The 20,339-nt window shown below is 56.0% G+C and carries 22 protein-coding genes; 14 read left to right on the top strand and 8 right to left on the bottom strand.

Going from position 1 to position 20,339, the window contains the following annotated elements; translation table 11 throughout:
- Nucleotides 1-44: 44 nt before the first annotated feature.
- Together IEX04_RS08965 and IEX04_RS08960 are read left to right on the top strand one after the other, a co-directional pair.
- Nucleotides 45-290, top strand: coding sequence for a glutaredoxin family protein (locus tag IEX04_RS08965; protein WP_308422405.1), 246 nt, complete (start codon nt 45-47; stop codon nt 288-290).
- Nucleotides 291-348: 58 nt separating this feature from the next.
- Nucleotides 349-984 (top strand): redox-sensing transcriptional repressor Rex, encoded by a 636-nt coding sequence (locus IEX04_RS08960; RefSeq protein WP_188685188.1) that lies wholly within the window; start codon nt 349-351, stop codon nt 982-984.
- A gap of 89 nt (nt 985-1,073) precedes the next feature.
- Here the strand turns inward: IEX04_RS08960 and IEX04_RS08955 are convergent, their stop codons facing one another.
- Complete coding sequence (locus tag IEX04_RS08955) at nt 1,074-1,829, bottom strand: hypothetical protein (RefSeq protein ID WP_188685187.1); 756 nt, start codon at nt 1,827-1,829, stop codon at nt 1,074-1,076.
- A 184-nt stretch (nt 1,830-2,013) separates the two neighbouring features.
- On the opposite strand from IEX04_RS08955, the gene IEX04_RS08950 reads away from it, so the two are divergent.
- From IEX04_RS08950 to ccsB, 5 genes are read left to right on the top strand one after another with little or no spacing between them, the layout of a single operon-like run.
- Nucleotides 2,014-2,676: a histidine phosphatase family protein gene (locus IEX04_RS08950; RefSeq protein ID WP_188685185.1), complete on the top strand. Its 663-nt coding sequence runs from the start codon at nt 2,014-2,016 to the stop codon at nt 2,674-2,676.
- A 5-nt stretch (nt 2,677-2,681) separates the two neighbouring features.
- On the top strand, nt 2,682-3,305 hold the full coding sequence (locus tag IEX04_RS08945) for a TlpA family protein disulfide reductase (protein WP_188685183.1): 624 nt from the start codon (nt 2,682-2,684) through the stop codon (nt 3,303-3,305).
- 53 nt (nt 3,306-3,358) lie between these two features.
- A complete protein-coding gene (locus tag IEX04_RS08940) occupies nt 3,359-4,072 on the top strand; it encodes a cytochrome c biogenesis CcdA family protein (protein ID WP_188685264.1) in 714 nt (237 codons plus the stop codon).
- Nucleotides 4,072-5,700, top strand: coding sequence for a cytochrome c biogenesis protein ResB (resB, locus tag IEX04_RS08935; protein ID WP_188685181.1), 1,629 nt, complete (start codon nt 4,072-4,074; stop codon nt 5,698-5,700). Before IEX04_RS08940 ends, resB begins: the two co-directional genes overlap by 1 nt.
- Nucleotides 5,693-6,763, top strand: a complete 1,071-nt coding sequence (ccsB, locus tag IEX04_RS08930; protein ID WP_188685179.1) for a c-type cytochrome biogenesis protein CcsB — start codon at nt 5,693-5,695, stop codon at nt 6,761-6,763. Before resB ends, ccsB begins: the two co-directional genes overlap by 8 nt.
- A gap of 248 nt (nt 6,764-7,011) precedes the next feature.
- On the opposite strand, the gene IEX04_RS08925 is transcribed toward ccsB, so the two are convergent.
- Nucleotides 7,012-7,404 (bottom strand): PLD nuclease N-terminal domain-containing protein, encoded by a 393-nt coding sequence (locus tag IEX04_RS08925; RefSeq protein ID WP_096257008.1) that lies wholly within the window; start codon nt 7,402-7,404, stop codon nt 7,012-7,014.
- A 53-nt stretch (nt 7,405-7,457) separates the two neighbouring features.
- On the opposite strand from IEX04_RS08925, the gene IEX04_RS08920 reads away from it, so the two are divergent.
- Complete coding sequence (locus IEX04_RS08920; protein ID WP_096257007.1) at nt 7,458-7,739, top strand: DUF4229 domain-containing protein; 282 nt, start codon at nt 7,458-7,460, stop codon at nt 7,737-7,739.
- A gap of 40 nt (nt 7,740-7,779) precedes the next feature.
- Here IEX04_RS08920 and IEX04_RS08915 read toward each other — a convergent pair whose 3' ends face one another.
- The 3 genes from IEX04_RS08915 to IEX04_RS08905 all read right to left on the bottom strand — a co-directional run bounded on the left by IEX04_RS08915 (nt 7,780) and on the right by IEX04_RS08905 (nt 10,851).
- The gene (locus IEX04_RS08915) at nt 7,780-8,664 is read right to left on the bottom strand and encodes a 1,4-dihydroxy-2-naphthoate polyprenyltransferase (RefSeq protein WP_188685177.1); all 885 of its coding nucleotides are present in this window, start codon (nt 8,662-8,664) and stop codon (nt 7,780-7,782) included.
- Between the two features lie 76 nt (nt 8,665-8,740).
- On the bottom strand, nt 8,741-9,868 hold the full coding sequence (locus IEX04_RS08910; RefSeq protein WP_188685175.1) for an AMP-binding protein: 1,128 nt from the start codon (nt 9,866-9,868) through the stop codon (nt 8,741-8,743).
- A gap of 20 nt (nt 9,869-9,888) precedes the next feature.
- Nucleotides 9,889-10,851 (bottom strand): 1,4-dihydroxy-2-naphthoyl-CoA synthase, encoded by a 963-nt coding sequence (locus IEX04_RS08905; protein ID WP_188685173.1) that lies wholly within the window; start codon nt 10,849-10,851, stop codon nt 9,889-9,891.
- 185 nt (nt 10,852-11,036) lie between these two features.
- On the opposite strand from IEX04_RS08905, the gene IEX04_RS08900 reads away from it, so the two are divergent.
- Entirely contained in the window at nt 11,037-12,482 is a 1,446-nt protein-coding gene (locus IEX04_RS08900; protein WP_229677074.1) for an amino acid permease, read from the top strand.
- Nucleotides 12,483-12,568: 86 nt separating this feature from the next.
- On the opposite strand, the gene IEX04_RS08895 is transcribed toward IEX04_RS08900, so the two are convergent.
- Nucleotides 12,569-14,002: an MFS transporter gene (locus IEX04_RS08895; protein ID WP_096257003.1), complete on the bottom strand. Its 1,434-nt coding sequence runs from the start codon at nt 14,000-14,002 to the stop codon at nt 12,569-12,571.
- Between the two features lie 393 nt (nt 14,003-14,395).
- Here IEX04_RS08895 and IEX04_RS08890 point away from each other — a divergent pair, with 393 nt between their 5' ends.
- The 4 genes from IEX04_RS08890 to IEX04_RS08875 all read left to right on the top strand — a co-directional run bounded on the left by IEX04_RS08890 (nt 14,396) and on the right by IEX04_RS08875 (nt 17,747).
- On the top strand, nt 14,396-15,619 hold the full coding sequence (locus IEX04_RS08890) for a thiolase family protein (RefSeq protein ID WP_188685171.1): 1,224 nt from the start codon (nt 14,396-14,398) through the stop codon (nt 15,617-15,619).
- Nucleotides 15,620-15,622: 3 nt separating this feature from the next.
- On the top strand, nt 15,623-16,417 hold the full coding sequence (locus tag IEX04_RS08885) for an enoyl-CoA hydratase/isomerase family protein (protein WP_188685170.1): 795 nt from the start codon (nt 15,623-15,625) through the stop codon (nt 16,415-16,417).
- A 4-nt stretch (nt 16,418-16,421) separates the two neighbouring features.
- Nucleotides 16,422-17,297, top strand: a complete 876-nt coding sequence (locus tag IEX04_RS08880) for a 3-hydroxyacyl-CoA dehydrogenase family protein (protein WP_188685168.1) — start codon at nt 16,422-16,424, stop codon at nt 17,295-17,297.
- Nucleotides 17,298-17,438: 141 nt separating this feature from the next.
- Nucleotides 17,439-17,747, top strand: a complete 309-nt coding sequence (locus tag IEX04_RS08875) for a hypothetical protein (protein ID WP_194446442.1) — start codon at nt 17,439-17,441, stop codon at nt 17,745-17,747.
- Between the two features lie 30 nt (nt 17,748-17,777).
- Here IEX04_RS08875 and IEX04_RS08870 read toward each other — a convergent pair whose 3' ends face one another.
- The gene (locus IEX04_RS08870) at nt 17,778-18,620 is read right to left on the bottom strand and encodes a helix-turn-helix transcriptional regulator (RefSeq protein ID WP_188685163.1); all 843 of its coding nucleotides are present in this window, start codon (nt 18,618-18,620) and stop codon (nt 17,778-17,780) included.
- 130 nt (nt 18,621-18,750) lie between these two features.
- Between IEX04_RS08870 and IEX04_RS08865 the strand changes: the two genes are divergently transcribed.
- A complete protein-coding gene (locus IEX04_RS08865; RefSeq protein ID WP_096256999.1) occupies nt 18,751-19,377 on the top strand; it encodes an acetate uptake transporter in 627 nt (208 codons plus the stop codon).
- Between the two features lie 79 nt (nt 19,378-19,456).
- Here IEX04_RS08865 and IEX04_RS08860 read toward each other — a convergent pair whose 3' ends face one another.
- Nucleotides 19,457-20,338 carry a serine protein kinase RIO gene (locus tag IEX04_RS08860; RefSeq protein WP_096256998.1) on the bottom strand — a complete coding sequence of 294 codons (882 nt, stop codon included), beginning with the start codon at nt 20,336-20,338 and terminating at the stop codon, nt 19,457-19,459.
- Between the last annotated feature and the right edge of the window lies 1 nt (nt 20,339).

The raw sequence follows: 20,339 nt of genomic DNA, 5'->3' as shown, positions 1-20,339 counted from the left end.
TTCTCGACTTAGACGCTGGTTGCGGCTCGTGAGATTATTGAAGGGTGAGTACATTGCATGAGATTCAGTTGTTGATGCGTCAAGGTTGCCACCTGTGCGCGGCGGCCCGGGCCACGGTCAAAGACGTCACCGAACGGATGAACATGGAGTTCTCAGAACTTGATATCGATGAGCACCCGGAACTGCTGGCCAGGCACCACGAAGAGGTGCCGGTGTTGCTCATTGACGGTCAAGTGCGCGACTTCTGGACCGTTGACGGAAAACGCCTTGAACGTCTGCTGGGTAGCTAGGCAATGATGATCCCAGCGACATGCCCTGCGCTCACCGAACCTGTTCGAGCGCCCGCTCATGACTGAGCCTGAGCCACGGGTATTACCCGAAGCAACATTGACCCGGCTGACCCAATATCTGCGTGCGCTGAACGCATTCGAAGCCCAGGGCACCGAACGCACCAGTTCGGGTGTGCTGGCCAAGGAAGCCGGCGTTAATCCGGCGATTCTGCGTAAAGATCTCTCATTGCTGGGATCCTATGGAACCCGCGGCGTGGGATATGTGGTGACCGAACTGGCCGAACATATCAACCGAACGCTGGGATTGACCAGGGACTGGCGGGTAGCCATTCTGGGTGCAGGTAACCTGGGACGAGCCTTGAGCGGCTATGCAGGCTTTGCCAGCCGTGGATTCCAGGTCCGAGCAATTCTTGATACGTCCGCGAGCATAATCGGCAGTGACGTTGGAGATCTTGTGGTGGAGCCAATAAGCACCCTGGGCGAGGTCATCGGACGAGAACAAATCAATATTGCGGTTCTCGCCGTTCCGGGGGAGGCGGCCCAAGAATTGATATATGCACTGGCAGCGCATGGGGTGAACTCGGTACTCAGCTTCGCACCGCGCCCCTTGCGGATTCCGGCCGGGATGATTGTGCGCCGCGTGGATCTGTCCACCGAACTGCAGATTCTGGCCTATCACGCGGTTCAAAGCTAAAGACGAAGATCTCAAGAAAGAACCCGGGTCACGACTTCTGAGAAGTCGTGACCCGGGTTGTTAAGGCACAAACGCCATGCCCGTTCGGCTTAGCGGTAGCCGGCGCGGCGGGCCATGCGGCGCGCGACGATGTACTTCGAGGACTCAGGCAACCAAGCAAAAACTACGCCCACGATACCGAGCACCACGCTGAGCGTGAAGACCACGTTGATCATCATGGTGTCCGAGGAGTTCGCGTACATGCTGATCATTGGCAGGTACATCAGCAAGCTGATGATCGACAGGGCAGCAAAGATGGTGGCGATAATACGCATCGCGCCGACGCCACGACCAACAAAAAAACCAACCAAGAAGTAAGCCAGCAGGCTGATGATCATGCCAACGATGGTGAAGCTAGTCATCGATGAGGAGACCTGAGCCATGAACGCGTCCGGGTTGGCGAGCATTTTTTCCAGCTCCACATTGGCCGCGGGGTCGCTGCTCGACTCCATCGAGGTCCGCATCTGCTCTTCAAATAGCCCCCACTGCGAAGTGATGACGTTGCCAATGAGATTGGTGCTGTTGACTAGCCAGCTTGAGGCGGCGTTGAACACTCCGGCGAGCAAGATCAATAAGAATGCGATCCGCAGTGTTTTGGGACGCTCGGCCGGTGGCTGCACCGGAGCGTATCCGCCTTGCTGCGGATATTGCTGGAACTGTGGGGGTTGCTGCTGCCCGGCATTCTGGCCATAGGGGTTGGGCTGCCCGCCGTAGGGATTCTCGCCGTAAGGATTCGGGTTCGAATGTCCTGAGCCCGCCGCAGGGTTGTACGGCTGGCCCGGCTGGTTCGGATCGTTGGTGCTCATAACCGTCCTTTGCATGTCGCTGAGCTATCGGGTTTCTCTATCTTCTAGCCTAGTTGGTGGCGATTGTGATCAGGCCCTCCGAAAGGATGGTTTTTTGATATGGGAATCCCATGCGGATGCTGTGAATACTTGATCGTGGCCACAATTTTCATCTTTTGGGTTGATTGTTTGAGAGACTGTAACCATGCCAGTTTCAACCGTTCATTTGTTGCGCCACGGGGAAGTTCTCAACCCGGACCGCATGTTGTATGGTCGCATCCCAGGATTCGGACTCTCCGAGCTGGGATTCCAGATGGCAGACCGTGCCGGAGAATACTTCGCCAAGCGGCAGACCGAAGGCGCCAACGTTGTCCGTTTGGTCGCCTCCCCGCTGATTCGGGCCCAGCAGACCGCGCAGCCAACCGCGCAGGCACTGGACTTACCAATCATCACCGATGAACGAGTCATCGAAGCCGGAAATAGTTTTGAAGGCCTAGCACAGATCAAGTCGCAGCTGAAGAACCCGCGCTATTGGCCGTTGCTGCGCAACCCGCTGAAGCCTTCTTGGGGTGAACCCTATGTGCAGCAGGTTGCTCGAATGCGCCTGGCCATGGACGAACAACGCCACGCCGCCCTCGCCGAGCACGGAGACGGTGCAGAAATCATCATCGTGAGCCACCAATTGCCTATCTGGGTGACCCGCCGCGACGCAGAAGGCCGACGCCTTTTCCATGATCCGCGAGCGCGGCAATGCACGTTGACCTCAATAACCAGTTTTGAATTTGACGGAGACGAACTTCGCTCCGTGAACTACACCGAACCGAGCCCAGACCTGCTGGCTGGCGCGGCGAACATCCCTGGAGCTTAAAATTGATGAATGAGTCCTCACAGAACCCTCGCTTCTTAAATCGTCGCACCATGTTGCGCTCGATGCTGGTTGCTGCGGTCGCTGTGCCATTGGCCGCCTGCACGGCCACCGAGGATCCGCTTTCCAAACAGGCGCGCTCCGGAGACAACAAGAACTACATTGCCGGAGACGGCGCCGTGGAAGAATACGCGGTTGAAAAACGTACCGAGCCCATCGAGATCAACTCCAAAACCTACCAAGGCACGACCGTGGATCTCAGCAAAATGCGCGGTAAACCAGTGGTTATCAACTTTTGGTACGCGGCCTGCGCTCCGTGCCGGATCGAAGCACCGCACCTGAAAGAGCTGTCCGAAGAATTTGGTGACAAGGTTCCATTTGTCGGGGTCAACGTCCGTGACGAAGCCGAAGCATCACAAGCCTTTGAACGCAGCTTTGAGATTCCCTACGAGTCGATTCAAGACACAGGTGGCCAGATTCAGCTGGCTATGACAAAATATGTTCCGCTGCAGGCGGTGCCTTCCACTTTGGTACTTGACCGTCAGGGACGAGTCCGTGCACGTGTAATCGGCGCGGTTGACCCAAAGATTCTGAAGACGCTGATCGATACAGCACTCACTGAAGAGTTGTGAGCAACTTGTTGACTACGTCGAATCCCTTTGCCGATATTGTGCTGGACGGATCCATGCTGTTGGCCGCGCCGGTGGCTATATTAGCGGGTCTCGTTTCTTTCCTTTCGCCTTGTGTACTTCCTTTGGTTCCCGGATATCTGGGCTATGTCACTGGGCTGTCCGGTGCTGACTTACGAGAGCACCGCCGAGGGCGGGTATTGCTTGGGGTACTGCTCTTTGTTCTGGGATTCTCGGTGGTTTTCATTGCCATCGGAGTACTCTTCAGCCAGACCACTGCCTGGCTGAGATTCGAAGGCGCCTGGGTGACCCAGGTACTTGGCCTAGTGGTGGTCATCATGGGTGTCGTCTTCATGGGCGGTATTTCGTGGTTGCAGCGTGACCGGAAAATTCACCGCAAGCCGCCGGCAGGCCTGTGGGGAGCACCGATTCTGGGGTTCACCTTCGGACTGGGCTGGGCTCCATGCATTGGTCCTACGCTCAGTGCCGTACTGATCATGTCGACAGGAACCGACCCGAATATAGCTCGTGGAACATTGTTAACCGCGTTTTATTGCTTGGGATTGGGCCTTCCCTTTATTGGGATTGCCCTGGGACTGCAGCGTGGCATGCGGGCGCTGGCGTTCTTCCGCCGCCACCAACTGCTGGTCATGCGTTTGGGCGGCGGAATGCTGATTCTGCTTGGTGTAGTCATGATGACCGGGCTCTGGGGAAGCTGGGTCGCAGAACTACAAAACTGGTTTGCCAATGAAGTGAGGTTGCCGATTTAATGGCGAAAAATAAACGCACCGCTAAAGACCGCGGCGATGCACCGGCCTTGGGCTTGGTTGGGTCCCTGCGGTGGATCTGGACGCAACTGACCTCCATGCCCACGGCGCTCTTCTTGCTGCTGCTGTTCGCGGTCGCAGCAGTTCCGGGATCAATCTTCCCGCAGCGTTCAATGAACCCGGAGACCGTCAGGGAATATCTGAATAATAACCCGGTCACCGGCCCGTGGCTTGACCGGTTCCAGCTTTTTGATGTGTATTCTTCCGCGTGGTTCTCGGCGATTTACATCTTGCTGTTTATCTCGTTGGTCGGTTGCATTGTTCCGCGGGTAAAAAAGCATGCGCAAGCTTTGCGGACCCCACCGCCGCGTACGCCGTCCAGGCTTAACCGCCTGCCCCAGTACACCTCCCTGCAGCTGGTTGAAGGTGAAGCAGATACTCCCAGCGATGATGAAGTCATCGACGATGCCTACAAGGTGCTGCGCAAACGTGGGTACCGAGTCGAACGTCGCTCCGATGCCACCGGTCGTTCGGTAGCCGCAGAGCGTGGCTATACTCGTGAGATCGGAAACCTGACCTTCCATATTTCGCTGATCGGCGTGCTCATTTCGGTAGCTATTGGTGGCGCCTTCGGTTACAGCGGACAGCGAGTCATCGTGGAGGGGGAGACCTTTGTAAACTCCCTGGTTTCCTATGACGCGTTCACCCCCGGGACGAATTTCAATCCCGAAAATCTCACCCCGTACTCGGTGAAGCTGGACAAATTCGACATTGTTTTCGACCGTGAATCCAAGACCCACTTTGGCCAGCCGCTGGACTTCACCGCACATGTTCAAACCCGGCGTTCGGCCGATGCGGAACCTGTCGAAGAAGACATCAAGGTGAACCATCCGCTGCGCATTAACGGTGCCGATGTCTACCTGGTAGGCAACGGCTACGCACCGGTAGTGACCGTCAAGGACGGCAATGGGGACGTGGCCTTCTCCGGACCGGTGGTTTCCGTCCCGCAAGACTCGGTGTATACCTCGATGATGGTGATCAAGGCTCCGGACGCGAAACCAGAACAGTTGGGATTCCAGGGATTCTTGTTGCCCACCGCACTGGTGGATGAAACAGGATTCGGTATTTCAGGTGACCCGAATGCCATCAATCCGCAGCTGCACCTGAACTCCTTTGCCGGAAATTTGGGTCTGGACGACGGGGTGCCGCAGAACGTCTACGTACTGGATACCGACAACCTCACCGAAGTGAACTCCCGGAACCTTGACGCCGGTGGCATCGTGCTGGAAGCCGGACAGACGTATGATCTCCCCGACGGCAAAGGCAGCATCACCTTCAATGATCTGAAGCGATTTATCGGCGTTGACGTGAATTATGATCCAAGTAAAATTCCGATGGCGATCTTCTCATTTTTGGCTCTGGCAGGACTGATAGTATCGCTGTTCACCCCGCGTCGTCGCGTCTGGGTGAAGCTGAAGAATAACGATGGCCAGCGAAGTGTCGAATACGCTCTGTTGGCCCGCGGTGAGGATCCGCGTCTTGAACGCGAGTCCACAGAGTTGCACAATATCTTTGATAGCAAGTGGCCATTGGCCAGTCAGAAGCAGGACCAAGGAGAAGTAAATGCCTAACGGCTCAAATCTCGCGCCAATCAATGAAACACTGGGTAACTACAGCCAGCTGTTCATGTTGCTTTCGGCCTTCGTCTATATGGTTGCCTTCATCCTCTTCGCACTTGATCTGGCCAAGAGTAACAAGATCATCAGTGAAATTGATGCGGCAGCGCTCAAGCGCGACTCCGAAATGCTGGTGGGTGCGACAGCCACCTCCGTGTCGGCGCCACGAAGCACCAAGCGTGGAGCTCCTGTGCCACGAGCGGACAACGTCAGCGAAAACGTTGTCAACGATAAGATGAACTACACTGAACACTCTTCGAACCGAAATATGGCTCGAATTGCTTTGGTACTCTCATGGCTTGCTGTGGCAATGCATGGTTTCGCGGTCATCGGCCGCGGTGTGGCAGCACACCGTGTGCCGTGGGGCAATATGTATGAGTTCCTTTCCACCGGCGCATTGGTGGTCGCCGTGGTCTACCTGGTGGTGCTGTTTTTCAAGGATCTGCGATTTATGGGCAGCTTCATCATCGGTCTAGTGACCTTGATGCTATGCGGTGCAACCATTGGTTTCCCAACCCCCTTGGGGCACCTGATGCCAGCTCTGCAGAGTCCCTGGATCGTCATCCATGTATCTATCGCAGTATTTGCCTCGGCACTGTTCTCCATCAGCTTTGCCATGAACGTACTGCAGCTGATCCAGCACTCGCGCATGAACAAGATTGCAAGCGGGCTACCGGACAAGCTCCCATTCATGCGTTTGGTTCCTGGTGCCGGCGCTCTGGAGAACTTCGCCTACCGCATCAACACCATCGCATTCGTGATGTGGACCTTCACCGTGATTGCAGGAGCCATCTGGGCCGAAGCTGCTTGGGGGCGCTACTGGGGCTGGGACCCAAAGGAAGTCTGGTCATTCGTGATTTGGGTGGTCTACGCGGGCTACTTGCACGCACGTGCCACCGGCGGCTGGACCGGTCCTCGCTCGGCCTGGTTGTCCATCATCGGCTACGGCTGCGTGATCTTCAACTTCACCATCGTGAACATCTTCTTCAACGGACTGCACTCCTACGCCGGAGTCTAAAGTCTGCTCGATTAGAGTTCTAGAGATCCCCGAGGGAAAAGCCTGACTGGCTTATCCCTCGGGGATCTTTTCTTTCCCGCCTAGTAGGGGGACCCGCGTGCACTTATCGTCCGGCTCGTAAGAGGCCCGACCTACGGACGAGATACCTTCGATGGCTTAGATACGTGGGTGCCTGCGTGAAACGGCCTTTAAAAGCCTTGTAGGGCCCGGCGTATGCCGGGCCCTACAAGGTGACGAAGCCAAAGGTTCTAAAGATCTTTGGGCTGAGTATCTGAGTCGTCCGAAGAATTATCCTTCTTCGGCTTCTTCTTATCGTCTTCTTTTCGTTTGAGTTCTTCCTCACGTGCCTTCAGCTCAGACTCACGCTGTTGCTGGCGACGCCAGATTTCAAGTTGACGCAAGAAATCCTCGTCGTCATCTGGGGCGCTTTGTTTGTTAGCGGGGCCAGATGAAGCGGCCTGTGGGCGTCCTAGAACAAACCACAAACCCGCCCCGATCAGGGGAAGCACGATGATAATGATGATCCATGCCGTCTTAGGCAAGGAGCGTACCCGATGTCGTTCGGTGCGAGCACACTCGATCAATGTATAGATCATGAGTGCCACCGAAATGAGTGCAGCAAAGATAATAAAGCGGACCATGACTCTAGTCTAGTGACAATCTGGCTCACAGGTTCATCGGTAGACTTTAACGTATGCAGTTTCTGAAATATTCGGTGATTCGGTTGGGCTTGTTTCTCGTTGTCTTCTTGGCACTGTGGAAACTGATGCTCTGGCCGATCTTCACCGCAGGCCTCATTGCCCTGGTAATCGCTTTTGCCGTGACCTATTTGTTCTTTAACAAATTACGTCTGGCAGCCAATGATGACGCACGCAAGGCGTTCGCCAAAACCTCAGCGTCGAAGACCGATTCTCAGCTGGCCGAAGAAGCCATCGAGGACGCTTACGATGAAAAACTCCGTTCAGACGACAAATAAAAAAGAAGCCTTCCAAATTCAAAATTGGAAGGCTTCTTCGTTATAGCCAGGTGTTCAGCACGATGGCTAAGGTAAAGAGCACGGCATAAACCACGTTGACGATGCCGGTCTGTTTGAGCACCACAACCAGCTTCGGTAGCGACTGCTCGCGAAGCATCACCCAGCTCGGTGCCGCGGCCGGAACGAAGGTCAGCAGGATCAGCCACATCCACGGATTAGATCCGGTCAATAGCAGTGGCAGGACGATGGCGACACTGAGCATCAGCACATAGCTCAGGCGAGCCAGCTGCTCGCCTAGACGCACCGCCAGCGTGATTTTTCCAACCTCACTATCGGTGGGAATATCTCGAACGTTATTTGCCATGAGCAAGGCACAGCCAATAAAGCCGGTGCCGATGGCACCGAGCAGTGCCGCGAACGTGAGCTGACCACTTTGGGTATAAGTGGTTCCCAACGTGGCAACCAGACCAAAGAAAATGAACACGTACACGTCGCCCCAGCCACGGTAACCGTAAGGGTTCTTCCCTCCGGTGTAACCCCATGCGGCGAAAATCGCGGCCACACCGACTAAGAGCAGTGGCCAAGTTGAGGAAAGTATTACTAGCAGCAGGCCGAAGATCGCGGCGAGCCCGAAGCACCCAAAAGCGGCATTTCGTACCTGTGTGGGAGTGGCTAGCTTGGAACCGGTCAAACGCACCGGACCGACGCGTTCATCATCGGTCCCGCGGATTCCATCTGAGTAGTCATTAGAGTAGTTCACGCCGACTTGGAGCAGCAGCCCTACTAAGAGGGCGAGCACAAAACGGAAACAGGAGACTTGGCCAGTCTGACCCACTGCAGCCGCGGTGCCGATGACTACCGGGGCAATAACGATGGGTAGGGTGCGCAGGCGCGCGCCAGCGACCCATTGGGAAAGCGTTGCCACTTCTCGTTCCTTTCGGCGTGGATAAAAAACTCGTACCCTCTAGTTTCCCGCGAAACCACGGGCAAGGCGAATCGGATCAGTGTGTGGCGAGCAGTGCAGCCAGAATTTTACGCCGATCAAATTTCCCGTTAGGCAATTGGGGAAGCCCCGCCGGGTAGTGCTGTACATATTTGGGTACCGCAGCTGAACCAATAGTTTGGCGCACAGCGTCGAATGCTTCTGCCGTATTTGTGGGGCCTGAATAGGCCAAACCTACACTTTGACCCCATTGCGCGTCGGGGACCGGCAGGATCAGGCTCTGCGTGAAGAACTCATCTAGCAGCCCCTCAATCTTCCCTGCGGAAAGTTTGACGCCGCCGGTATTAATCACATCGTCGATACGCCCTGCAATTTCTAAACGATTTCCACGCACGGTGCCTAGATCATCGGTCAGATACCAACGCGACCCCTCATGAAGGATAAAGTGCTCGGCAGTAGCTTCGGGATTATTTGCATAACCATCGGCAAGCATTGGGCCGGAGACCATAATCCTGCCTTCACGTTCGGCAAGTTTGACCCCTGGAAGCGCGGTGCCGTTGTACACCAAACCGCCGGAGGTCTCTGAAGAGCCGTAGGTTTGGAAAATTTTCAAACCTAGATGACGTGAATTCTGGAGCAGGTCTTTGCTGGCACGCGCCCCGCCAAGCAGAATCGCATCAAATCGTTTCAACGCCGCCACCGTGCGTGGCTCTGGGTTGTCGAGCAACCGCGCCAATTGGGTGGGAACCAGCGAGGTCAGCCGGCGGCTCTCCACCATTTGTTCGGCCGTGTCCACGAATTTCTCCGCGGAGAAGCTACCGGATAGGTCCATACTCACCGGGTTGGTGCCGGCGAACAGCGAACGGGTGAGCACGCTGAGCCCGGCCACGTAGTGCACCGGTAAAGCCAGCAGCCATTGCCCCTCGAACCCTAGATATTCGGCGGTGGCTTGAGCGCTAGCTGCCATGGCTGTCAGGCTCAGCACCGTGCGCTTAGCCCGGCCGGTTGACCCGGAGGTGCGGACCACCACCATGGTCTGTGCAAAGCCCGGTAGGTCTTCGTCACGCAGATGTTTGATCTGCACGCCATCAGCTGACGCGGGATCCGCGAACACTTCTATTGCGGGCCCGGAGTCATTGGCGTTAGCGGCCAAAGATTGCAACAGGACATGGTGGGGTGCCAGCATACGAAGAACTTCTCCTTGGCTTAGAAGTAGTACGGGTGGTTGGACCAGTCTGGGTCGCGCTTAGCTAAGAACGCGTCGCGGCCTTCCACCGCTTCGTCGGTCATATAGGCCATGCGGGTAGCTTCTCCAGCAAAGACCTGCTGACCGGCCAGTCCGTCATCGGCGAGGTTAAACGCAAACTTCAGCATTCGGATGGCCTGCGGGGACTGCTTGGCAATATCGGCTGCGTATTCCAGCGCCACTTCTTCCAGTCGCTCGTGTGGAACTGACTCGTTCACCGCGCCCATGCGCACCATGTCATCTGCCGAGTATTCGCGGGCCAGGAAGAAAATCTCGCGGGCGGTCTTCTGACCCACCTGGCGGGCTAGTAAGGCCGAGCCGTAGCCGGCATCAAATGAACCAACCGTTGCATCGGTCTGCTTGAATTTTCCATGCTCAGTGGACGCGATGCTCAGGTCAGAGACCACGTGCAAGGAGTGTCCGCCACCGGCTGCCCACCCATTGACCACACACACTACGACCTTTGGCATGGTGCGCATCAGGCGTTGGACTTCTAAGATGTGCAGACGTCCGGCACGGGCTGGATCAATGGATTCGCCGGTCTCACCTTCGGCGTAACGGTAGCCGTCACGTCCACGGATACGCTGATCTCCGCCGGAGCAGAAGGCGTGTCCACCGTCCTTCGGGGAAGGTCCGTTACCGGTGAGCAAGACCGTAGCCACGTTACTGGTCATGCGTGCATGATCCATTGCGCGGTAAAGCTCATCTACGGTGTGCGGACGGAAAGCATTGCGTACCTCTGGACGGTCAAAGGCGATACGTACCGTCGGCAGGTCACGGACAATCGTTCCGGCTTCATCACGTTCAACCTGACGGTGGTAGGTGATGTCGGTGAAATCGAACCCTTCGACAACGCGCCAACGCACGGGATCAAAAATGTCGGAGACCTTTTCGGGCAGGACTGAATTATTTTGGCTACTCACTCTCTAAATGCTAGTCCAACGCTCACGGAACTTAGCGTAGGCGTCCGCAGCCGGCGATAGTGAGCAATGATCTCTCACCTCAATGATTGGTGCTTTGCGGTCAGATGGGAGTAAATTTGCCCCGTGCCTTCCGCCAACGTGTAGTAGCTGGCAAGTGAAGGTCCTATTTTCAGGAGTGTAGTTAAGTGTCGTCAAGCCAGCACCAGCAGGGCACAAAAAACGCTGAGATTAGTTCCGAAGGTTATAAGAAAACTCTGGGCCGCCGACATGTGCAAATGATTGCCATTGGCGGAGCTATCGGGGTGGGCCTGTTTATGGGCTCTGGCGGACGACTTGCGTCTACCGGGCCTGCACTGATCTTCTCCTACGCCTTAGCTGGTGGTATCGCCTACCTGCTGATGCGCGCCTTAGGCGAGCTGATCATGTACCGGCAAACCTCTGGTTCCTTTGTGTCTTACGCCGGGGAACTTTTTGGTCCCAAGGGTGCCTTTATTTCGGGTTGGATGTACGTGCTGAACTGGGTGATGACCGGAATCGCGGAGCTGGTCGCGATCGGGCTGTACTTCCAATACTTTTTCCCACAGCTTCCGGTGGAAGTTTCGGCAATATGTGCGCTGGCAATGCTGGTGGCAATTAACCTGTTCAGCGCCAAAGCCTTTGCAGAATTCGAATTTTGGGCAGCTTTTATCAAGGTCACCGCGATCTTGTTGTTCCTCGCCGTAGGCACCTACATGGTGGTGACCAATGCGCAGGTGGGGGAGCACACCGCCTCGGTCTCTAATCTTTTTATTGGTAATGAAAACGGCGAGGGCGGCATGTTCCCGCGTGGTTTCTTCGTTTCCATCCTGGTGCTGAACTCGGTGATCTTCGCCTACAACGCCATTGAACTGGTGGGTATTGCCGCCGGAGAGATGGAAAATCCGGAGAAAGAGGTGCCTTCGGCAATTCGCGCGGTGGTCTTTAGAATTCTCGTTTTCTACATCGGTAGCGTCAGCTTGCTCGCGATGGTCTTGCCGTGGAATGAATATGAGGCTGGGGTCAGCCCGTTCGTGACGGTATTCGACGAGATGGGCCTAGGCTGGATTGGTTCGGTGATGAACCTCGTGGTGATCACCGCTGCACTATCCTCATGTAATTCGGGGCTGTATTCTATTGGTCGAATCTTGCGCACCATGAGCGGCAACGGTCACGCACCACAGTGGTTATCCAAGATGAACAAACGTTTTGTCCCGTCCACAGGAATTCTCACCGTAGGCGTGATCTACCTGCTCGGTGTGGTGCTTAACGTCTGGCTTGGTGGCACTTTCGCCTTCGACCTGGCTCTGAACACCGCATCAATCGGGGTGCTGTTTACCTGGGCGACGATTTTCGCCTGCCAGCTGATGCTACGTAAGAAAAAGGGAAAGATCTCAAAACTACCCATGCCTGGTGCACCGGTGACCGGATGGATTGGTCTGGTGTCCTTGGTGATCATTACCGCGCTGATTGCCTTTGACACCTTGACCGGTGACGACGGCGAGGTCTTCCCTATCGGGCTTTACACCATTGCGGCCATCCCGGTGTTTGCGATCCTGTTGTTTATTGGATGGAAATTTGTTGGCAAGAAAGCCAACGGCCCGGTTGATTTCTAGGATCTACTCTTCGGCAGATAAAGCTAGGGGCTTGGGTCCCGCCAGCGATGGCGGAAACCAAGCCCCTAATTTTGTGTCGGTGTTGCTTACTTTTGCTCGGTAGTCTTTTCATCCGCCGAGACGGTGGCCAGAATACCGGTATCCAGAGCATCTGGAATGTCGGTGCCGCGCAAGGAAGCACCAGCGGTTTCCGGCATGAAACGGATCGCGATGAAACCGATCACACAGGCGATCATCATGTAAACCGCCGGGAAGAGCAGGAACCCGGAAGCATCAATTGCCGCCTCGTTCACAATGGCCGCGGTACCACCGAAGATCGCCGTGGACACGTTGTAGGTGATGGCGAACCCGGCGAAACGTACGTGGGATGGGAACATCGCTGGGAAGGTCGCGGTAATCGTTGCCAACTGCGGAATGTACAACAAACCGAGGACGGCGAAGCCAACAATCGCCCACAAAAAGCTTTGGCCCATCAGCCAGAACATTGGCAGTGCGAAGACAAAGAGCCCAATCACCGAGGTGTACCACATGGGTTTTCGGCCGACCTTATCCGAGAGCGAACCGGCAAACGGGATCACCGCCATCATCGCCACCTCACCGATGAGGATGGTGGCCAGAGAAGCACTTGGGGCCAAACCGATCTGCGTTTCCAGGTAGGTGGGCATGTAGCTGAGCAACGTGTAGTTCACGACGTTCAACGCGATCACCAAGCCACTCATCACCAGCATGGGGCGCCAGTAGTCAACGATGAGCTGCTTGAGCGTTCCACCTTCTTGAGTTTCTCCGGCTGCTTCCATCTCCTGGAACACCGGAGTGTCCTCGAGTTTGCTACGTAGGTAGAGGCCAATGAGGCCCATTGGAAGTGCGAGGAAGAATGGAATACGCCAGCCGAAGTCCATCATCGCTTGCTCGCCGAGAATCACCTGCAAGAACAGCATCACCGCGGTACCGAGGGCGAAACCGCCCAAGGTGCCAAATTCAAGGAATGAGCCAAAGAAGCCACGCTTTTTATCCGGGGCATACTCGGCCATAAAGGTGGCTGCGCCACCGTACTCGCCACCGGTGGAGAAACCCTGGACCATGCGAAGCAAGATCAGTAGCACCGGAGCGACAACGCCAATAGATGCATACGTTGGCAGCACACCGATGAGGAATGTTGCCAGCGACATCATGATGATTGTCAGTGCCAGGATCTTCTTACGTCCGAGCTTGTCGCCCAGTGGACCCCAGACTAGCCCGCCTAGCGGGCGAACGAGGAAGGAAAGCGCAAACGTGGCCAGAGCCATGAGCGTTCCACCCTCGGTGGGGAAGAAGTGTGCGGTGATATAGGTGACCGCCACGGCGTAAACGCCATAGTCGAACCATTCGGTCATATTACCCATGGCCGAGGCTGCGGTGGCTTTACGCACTTCTCTTCGTCCATCGGCGGTGGTCATATCGGGGCCGATATCGTGACTGAGATCAGGAGTGAAATGATCGGTAGATTGATTACTGTTTTGGTTGCTGTTTCCCGGTGGCATGAGTGCTCCGTAACTCTTCAGCTTTCCGTCGACCAGATGCCCAAAGCCTTCCGAACAACATGGCCTTGGTGACGGTCCACGATCTGGAATTTCCCCCAGAGTCGGTCAGTTACCAAAGATTACGTTAGTGTCATTCGAGATTCAACCTCCTGACATGGATATCTACCCGCAGTGGATATTTATAGGAAGCAGAAAAAGCTTTGAAGTGAGCAATTTAGGCCATTACCGACGTAGCTTTCTTGACGCTGAGCGAACATTTCTGTGATTCTATTAGTGAACGAATGGTCGGTAAGTTAGCGTGGTGGGTGTCACTGCGCCAGTACGGATAGCTTTCCGGGTACGTTTGGCGCGAAAGAGATGCCAGAACTGAACCCGGAGTACGAAGGAGTAATCATGGCTGAAGCATTCTTGGTGGGCGGAAAACGCACCCCGGTTGGTCGTTACGGTGGAGCGTTGAGCGGGGTTCGGCCCGATGATCTGGCCGCCCTCACCATCCGCCAGCTCATCGAAGATGCCGGCATTGATCCGGCCATGGTTGACGAAGTGATCTTTGGCAACGCCAATGGTGCAGGCGAAGAAAATCGCAACGTGGCCCGCATGGGCTGGCTGCTTGCCGGATTCCCCGACAGCGTTCCAGGGATCACCGTGAACCGACTCTGTGCCTCAGGCATGAGTGCTATTACGATGGCCAGTCACATGGTCAAATCCGGTGCCGCAGACATCGTTGTGGCAGGCGGTGTGGAATCTATGTCCCGTGCCCCCTGGGTTATGGAGAAGCCTGACAAGGCGTTCGCTAAGCCCGGTGCGGTATTCGACACTTCCATCGGCTGGCGCTTCACCAACCCAAGTTTCCTCTCCGGTGAATTATCCCGCGACGGTAAGGCCACCTTCTCGATGCCGGAAACCGCCGAGGAAGTTGCCCGCGTTTACAACATCTCCCGTGAAGCGGCAGACGAATTCGCCGTGCAGTCCCACACGAAGGCCATCAATGCCATCGAAGCCGGACGCTTTAAGGACGAAATCGTTGCGGTGACCGTCAAAACCCGCAAGGGTGAAACTGTGGTGGACACCGACGAAGGGCCACGCCCCGGCACCAGCATGGACGTACTTTCCGCGCTGCGCCCAGTGGTCAAGGGTGGAACAGTGGTGACCGCTGGAAACGCCTCCACACTCAACGACGGCGCCTCGGCAATCCTCGTTGTCTCCGAACGTGCCATCGAACGTTTTGGCCTGAAGCCCCGCGCCCGCATTATTGACGGACAGGCAGCTGGCCTGGCCCAAGAAATCATGGGTATGGGCCCGGTTCCTTCCACCAACAAGGTGCTTGACCGTGCCGGCCTGTCCATCGGGGATATCGGCGCCATGGAAATCAACGAGGCCTTCTCCTCACAGTCCTTGGCAAGTATGAGCGAACTTGGGGTGAATCCTGAGATTGTGAACCGTGATGGTGGAGCGATTGCACTGGGTCACCCGCTGGGCTCTAGTGGTTCGCGTATTGTGATCACTTTGCTTGGCCGAATGGAACGCGAACTGACCGGTGCCCAGCGCAAGCTCGGTGTCGCCACGATGTGCGTCGGTGTCGGCCAGGGAACCGCACTGCTGATCGAGGGTGTCTAACCCATGACCATGAATGCTAGTGACTTTAGTACCCTGAAGATTTCAGAAAGCAGTGACCGGCTCTGGGTTCGACTTCACCGCCCAGAGGTGCGCAACGCCATCGACCAGCAGATGGTCGATGAGCTACACGCGGTATGTAGCTATCTGGAGCGCGTTCCGAAGATTCTCATCTTGGCTGGAACCCCAGGGCAAGCTCCAACCGAGGACAAGCCGAAAGGTTCCAAGGGAATCTTTGCCTCTGGTGCAGATATCGCGCAATTGCGTGAACGCCGTCGCGATGATGCACTGGCCGGGATCAACTCCTCGATCTTTGACCGCATCGCAAAGCTGCCCATGCCGGTGATCGCCGCCCTCGATGGGTACGCACTAGGTGGGGGAGCCGAGCTGGCTTACGCCGCAGACTTCCGTTTGGGTACCGAGGCACTACGCATGGGCAACCCGGAAACTAACCTGGGTATTATGGCTGCGGCCGGAGCAACGTGGCGGTTGAAAGAACTCGTTGGTGAGCCAGCGGCCAAAGAAATCCTGCTAGCAGGCAAGGTACTTACCGGTAGCGAATGCTTAGCAGTGGGACTAATTACCGAACTACACGACGCAGCACAGCTTGACGGTGCGGTAGATGCACTAGCCGACCGGATCGGTGCACAAGATCCCTTGGCGGTACGGATTACCAAGGCGGTCTTCCACTCCCCACGTGAAGTTCACCCGGTCATTGACACACTCGCGCAGGGCATGCTCTTTGAGTCCCAAGCAAAATTTGACCGGATGCAGTCCTTCCTTGACCGAAAGAAGAAGTAAGCGCATGAGCAATGATGTGATCCCAAATAATTTGCCAGAGCACGTTGGAGTGCTCGGTGGCGGGCGCATGGGCGCGGGTATTGCCCACGCGTTCTTGATCAGCGGAGCCAAGGTCACGGTGGTTGAACGTGATCAGCCTTCGGCGCAGGCCGCTTATGAGCGCGTCGCGCAGTCGGTAGATAAGTCGTTGGCTCGCGGCGGGGTATCAGAGACCCGTGAGGTATTGCTGGCACGGTTTGCTACCAGTACCGAGTACGCCGATTTTGCGGCGGCCGGATTAGTAGTTGAAGCGGTTCCCGAAATCTGGGATCTGAAGATTTCTTCCTTGCAAGCGGTAGAAGCGGTGCTTAGCCCACAGGCCATTCTTGCGTCGAATACTTCTTCGTTGTCTGTGTCGGGACTCGCCGAAAATCTGCAGCGCCCAGCAAACTTCATTGGTCTGCACTTCTTCAACCCGGTACCGGCCTCGACACTTATCGAGGTTGTTATCGGCAAACAAACCGACGCGGCTCTGGAAACGGCAGCGCGCGGTTGGGTTCAGTCCCTGGGCAAAACCGCAGTGGTGGTCAATGATGCACCAGGCTTCGCGTCCTCTAGATTAGGTGTGGCTATCGCCTTAGAAGCAATGCGCATGGTTGAAGAGGGCGTGGCTAGTGCCGAGGATATCGATAACGCGATGGTGCTTGGCTACAAGCACCCGACTGGCCCATTGAAGACCACCGACATTGTAGGCCTAGATGTACGCCTAGGTATCGCCGAATACCTGTATGAGACCTTGGGGGATCGTTTTGCGCCACCACAGATCTTGCGGGATCTGGTGGCCGAAGGGAAACTGGGACGGAAGTCCGGCCAGGGTTTTTATGATTGGTCGCAGCAGTAACACAGAGTTTGGAGAAGAGCCTGACGAGGTGGTGTATCCCTCCTCGTCAGGTTCTTCGTCATTAAACTCAAGATCAATCCAAATACTTATGCCTGCTCGAATCGATGTCTCAGTTTGGCGCGCAATACGTATGATGGTGTGGTGAAGAAAATTTTGCCGCTGCTGCTAGTCCTAGGTTTGTCGTTGTCCGCCTGTGGAGGACCTTCTTTGGCTGACTTTCGGCAACAGGATCCGGATGGGAATTCCGCGTGTATCCACTTCGGTGGTGCCATAGCTACTACCGGAGAACAAGGCCGCACAAATCTTACGAAAGCCGCAGAACATGGTGCGGCGGCAACCACCGAGCAGATCCGTCAGGCCGTTTCAACTGATGAGTCAGGCTCGCCGCAGATCAGTGATCAAGCGGCATTCAAGAAGGCCTGTGAAAAACAGGGGTTTGAGTTCAAATAGCCTGCAGCACTTCGGCTGTTGGTCACGACTCTAGCGAATGAGTCCTTGGCGTCTGGCCATCAGAACCACTTCGAAACGGTTTGTTGCCTCGAGCTTTCGCATGGCCGATGCCAGATAACTCTTCACGGTACTCTCGGCTAATCCCAAGTGCGTAGCGATCAGCGCATTTCTTTTGCCCAAAGCTAGGTGCGTGACCACGTCAAGCTCTCTGGGTGATAGCTCAGTGCCCCCTGCAATGGCCGGTTGCTCGGCAACTGGACGCAAGAGCGCACTGGCCACATCGATTCGTGTCGCCAGCTCTGGGTCGCTGACCAGCTTGGAGATCTCACGTAGCTCGGCATATAACTCCGCCAAATCATACTGTGTAGGACCGGTGTCCGCGGTCTGCGGGCCTCGTTGGCTGTCGTGTACCGCCATGCGTCGCTGGGTTTCTTCATGCACGGATAGTTCCCACGCCAATCTGCGTGCAGCGTTCGCTGCGAGACTTAGCGTGCTGTGCTCCATCTCGGTGCGATTACGTACACCGGCATAGATCAGCGCACGTACACGATCATCAACAACCACGGGCACCGCCAGCAAAGCCAGGATGCCTTCGCCACCTACTTCGCGGTCATAGCTATGGATGATTTCTGCGGACTCGTGATAGGCACCGGTGGCTGTCAGCTGACGTCTGGCCAGTGCTAATCCACCCAAACCCTGCCCGGATTTAATCACCAGACCACGCAGCGCGCCGGTGCGAGTGCCTGCGAAAGATGTCAGCTCGGTGCCGGAGGGCTTCGCGAATCCACCAAAGGCTACGGGGAAACCCGTCCTTGCCACCAAGGTGGTCAAGGTGCGTTCAAGTAGTGCAATCTCGTGTGCATTTCCGGTCATCACCGACTACCTCCTTTAGGTGGTAGTGAGCCGCACCACCCTCATTTTAGGATACAGGCTAAGGGTTCGTGACGTGGGTCACGGGTCGAGGTAAGAGTAATGATCAGGACAACACAACGGAGTGCCACGCATGACTGCAACACTGACACGACCAGCGAACTCGCCGGTTCCCGAAGCAATCCCTGTCGTAAGTCCAGCGAAAGACATCATGGCAGATCCGGCAGCGTTGGGACTTGGCGCTTTTGCTTTGACTACCTTCGTTTTGAGTCTTGCCAATGCGGGAATTCTACCTGAAGCAGGTTCCGTGGTTCTCACCTTGGCATTGTTCTACGGTGGTATCGCCCAGATATTGGCCGGCATCATTGAATTTATCAAGGGCAATGTCTTTGGCGCGACGGCCTTTACCTCCTACGGAGCCTTCTGGTTGGGCTTCTGGTGGTTGGAAACCAACCCAACGGTCGCCGAAGCTGCCGGTTCTGTAGGTCTTGGCGCGTTCTTGTTGGCGTGGGCAATCTTCAGCGTGTACATGACCATTGCATCGCTGCGCACCAATGGCGTGCTGATTTCAGTGTTCGTTGTGGTCACCTTGACCTTCTTCGCCCTGTCGATTGGCGCCTTCAGCGGAGTCCACGCAATTCATGCACTTGGTGGTTGGTTGGGTCTGCTGACCGCATTCCTAGCTTGGTACGGTTCGGCCGCCGCCGTCATCAACGCCACGTGGAAGCGTTCGGTGCTTCCAACCTGGGCTAAGTCCTAACGCTGGGCGGCTGGAGCGCCGCAAAATCCGTCCCGAAGCTCGGCGAGCAATGGGGCGGATCCTGCGTTAACGGGCAAAATTAGGCGAACATGCTCGCCAATAACGAGGTGAACAGTGAATCGGCGTCTCTCGGCAGGCCTTTGGCGGTAAACCATTCGCACATGTTTACGCAGTCGCGATGGAGGTAATCCAAGCCTTGCGGATTGCCTGCCAAATCAACGCACTGCGGCACGTCGATAACTACTAGGCGCTCGCCGGCGACAAGTAAGTTATAGGCCGAGAAGTCTCCATGGGTTAGTCCCAATGTCACAAACTTCTCCATGGTCTCTGCCAGTTGATCCCATAGGGTGGCCAGCCTTGGGTCGTGGCGGGCCAGTTGTTGTAGCCGTGGTGCGGCGGCCGAGGGGTTCAGCGGATCTTCGATGAATTCCATGAGGATTTCGGTCCCGTCGATTTGTACCGGGTAGGGGACCGGGATGCCTGCTTGATGGCACCGGCGTAAATATGACCATTCGGCGTTAGCCCACTGCAGCGCGGCAACTTCACGCCCGTAGAGAGAATTGTTGCTGACGGCGCGGTTATCGCGCGAGCGCCGTGCGGCACGCCCTTCGGTATAAGACTGCGAGCGACTAAATTGAAGTTGCTCGCGGCGTCGATAGCGTTTAGCTGCAAGAAGTACGCTGCGTTGAGTGGTGGCTCGTTCAACAAGGAAGACATCGCCTTCCTTGCCGGTTTTGAGAACGCCTAGCTCGGTATCAATGGCCGCCGCATCCTCAATGATCCAAGCTGGGTAGGGTTGCGGGCCACGGGCAAGTTTTTCGATAAAGGGCCAGCTGGAATAGCGTTGCTCGGAGCCTAAATCATCGATGGTGGATTCGTTCCAAACGCGCGGTGAGCGCCGTGTGCGAACGTAGGATTGTGAGTCGTCTAGATTGGCGAACTCTGCGGAGTATGAAGACACG

The organism is Glutamicibacter ardleyensis (genome assembly GCF_014644555.1).
Classification (GTDB): Bacteria; Actinomycetota; Actinomycetes; order Actinomycetales; family Micrococcaceae; genus Glutamicibacter; species Glutamicibacter bergerei.
Note: the sequence above shows the minus strand (reverse complement) of the source record. Positions and strands in the feature narration are given on the sequence as shown.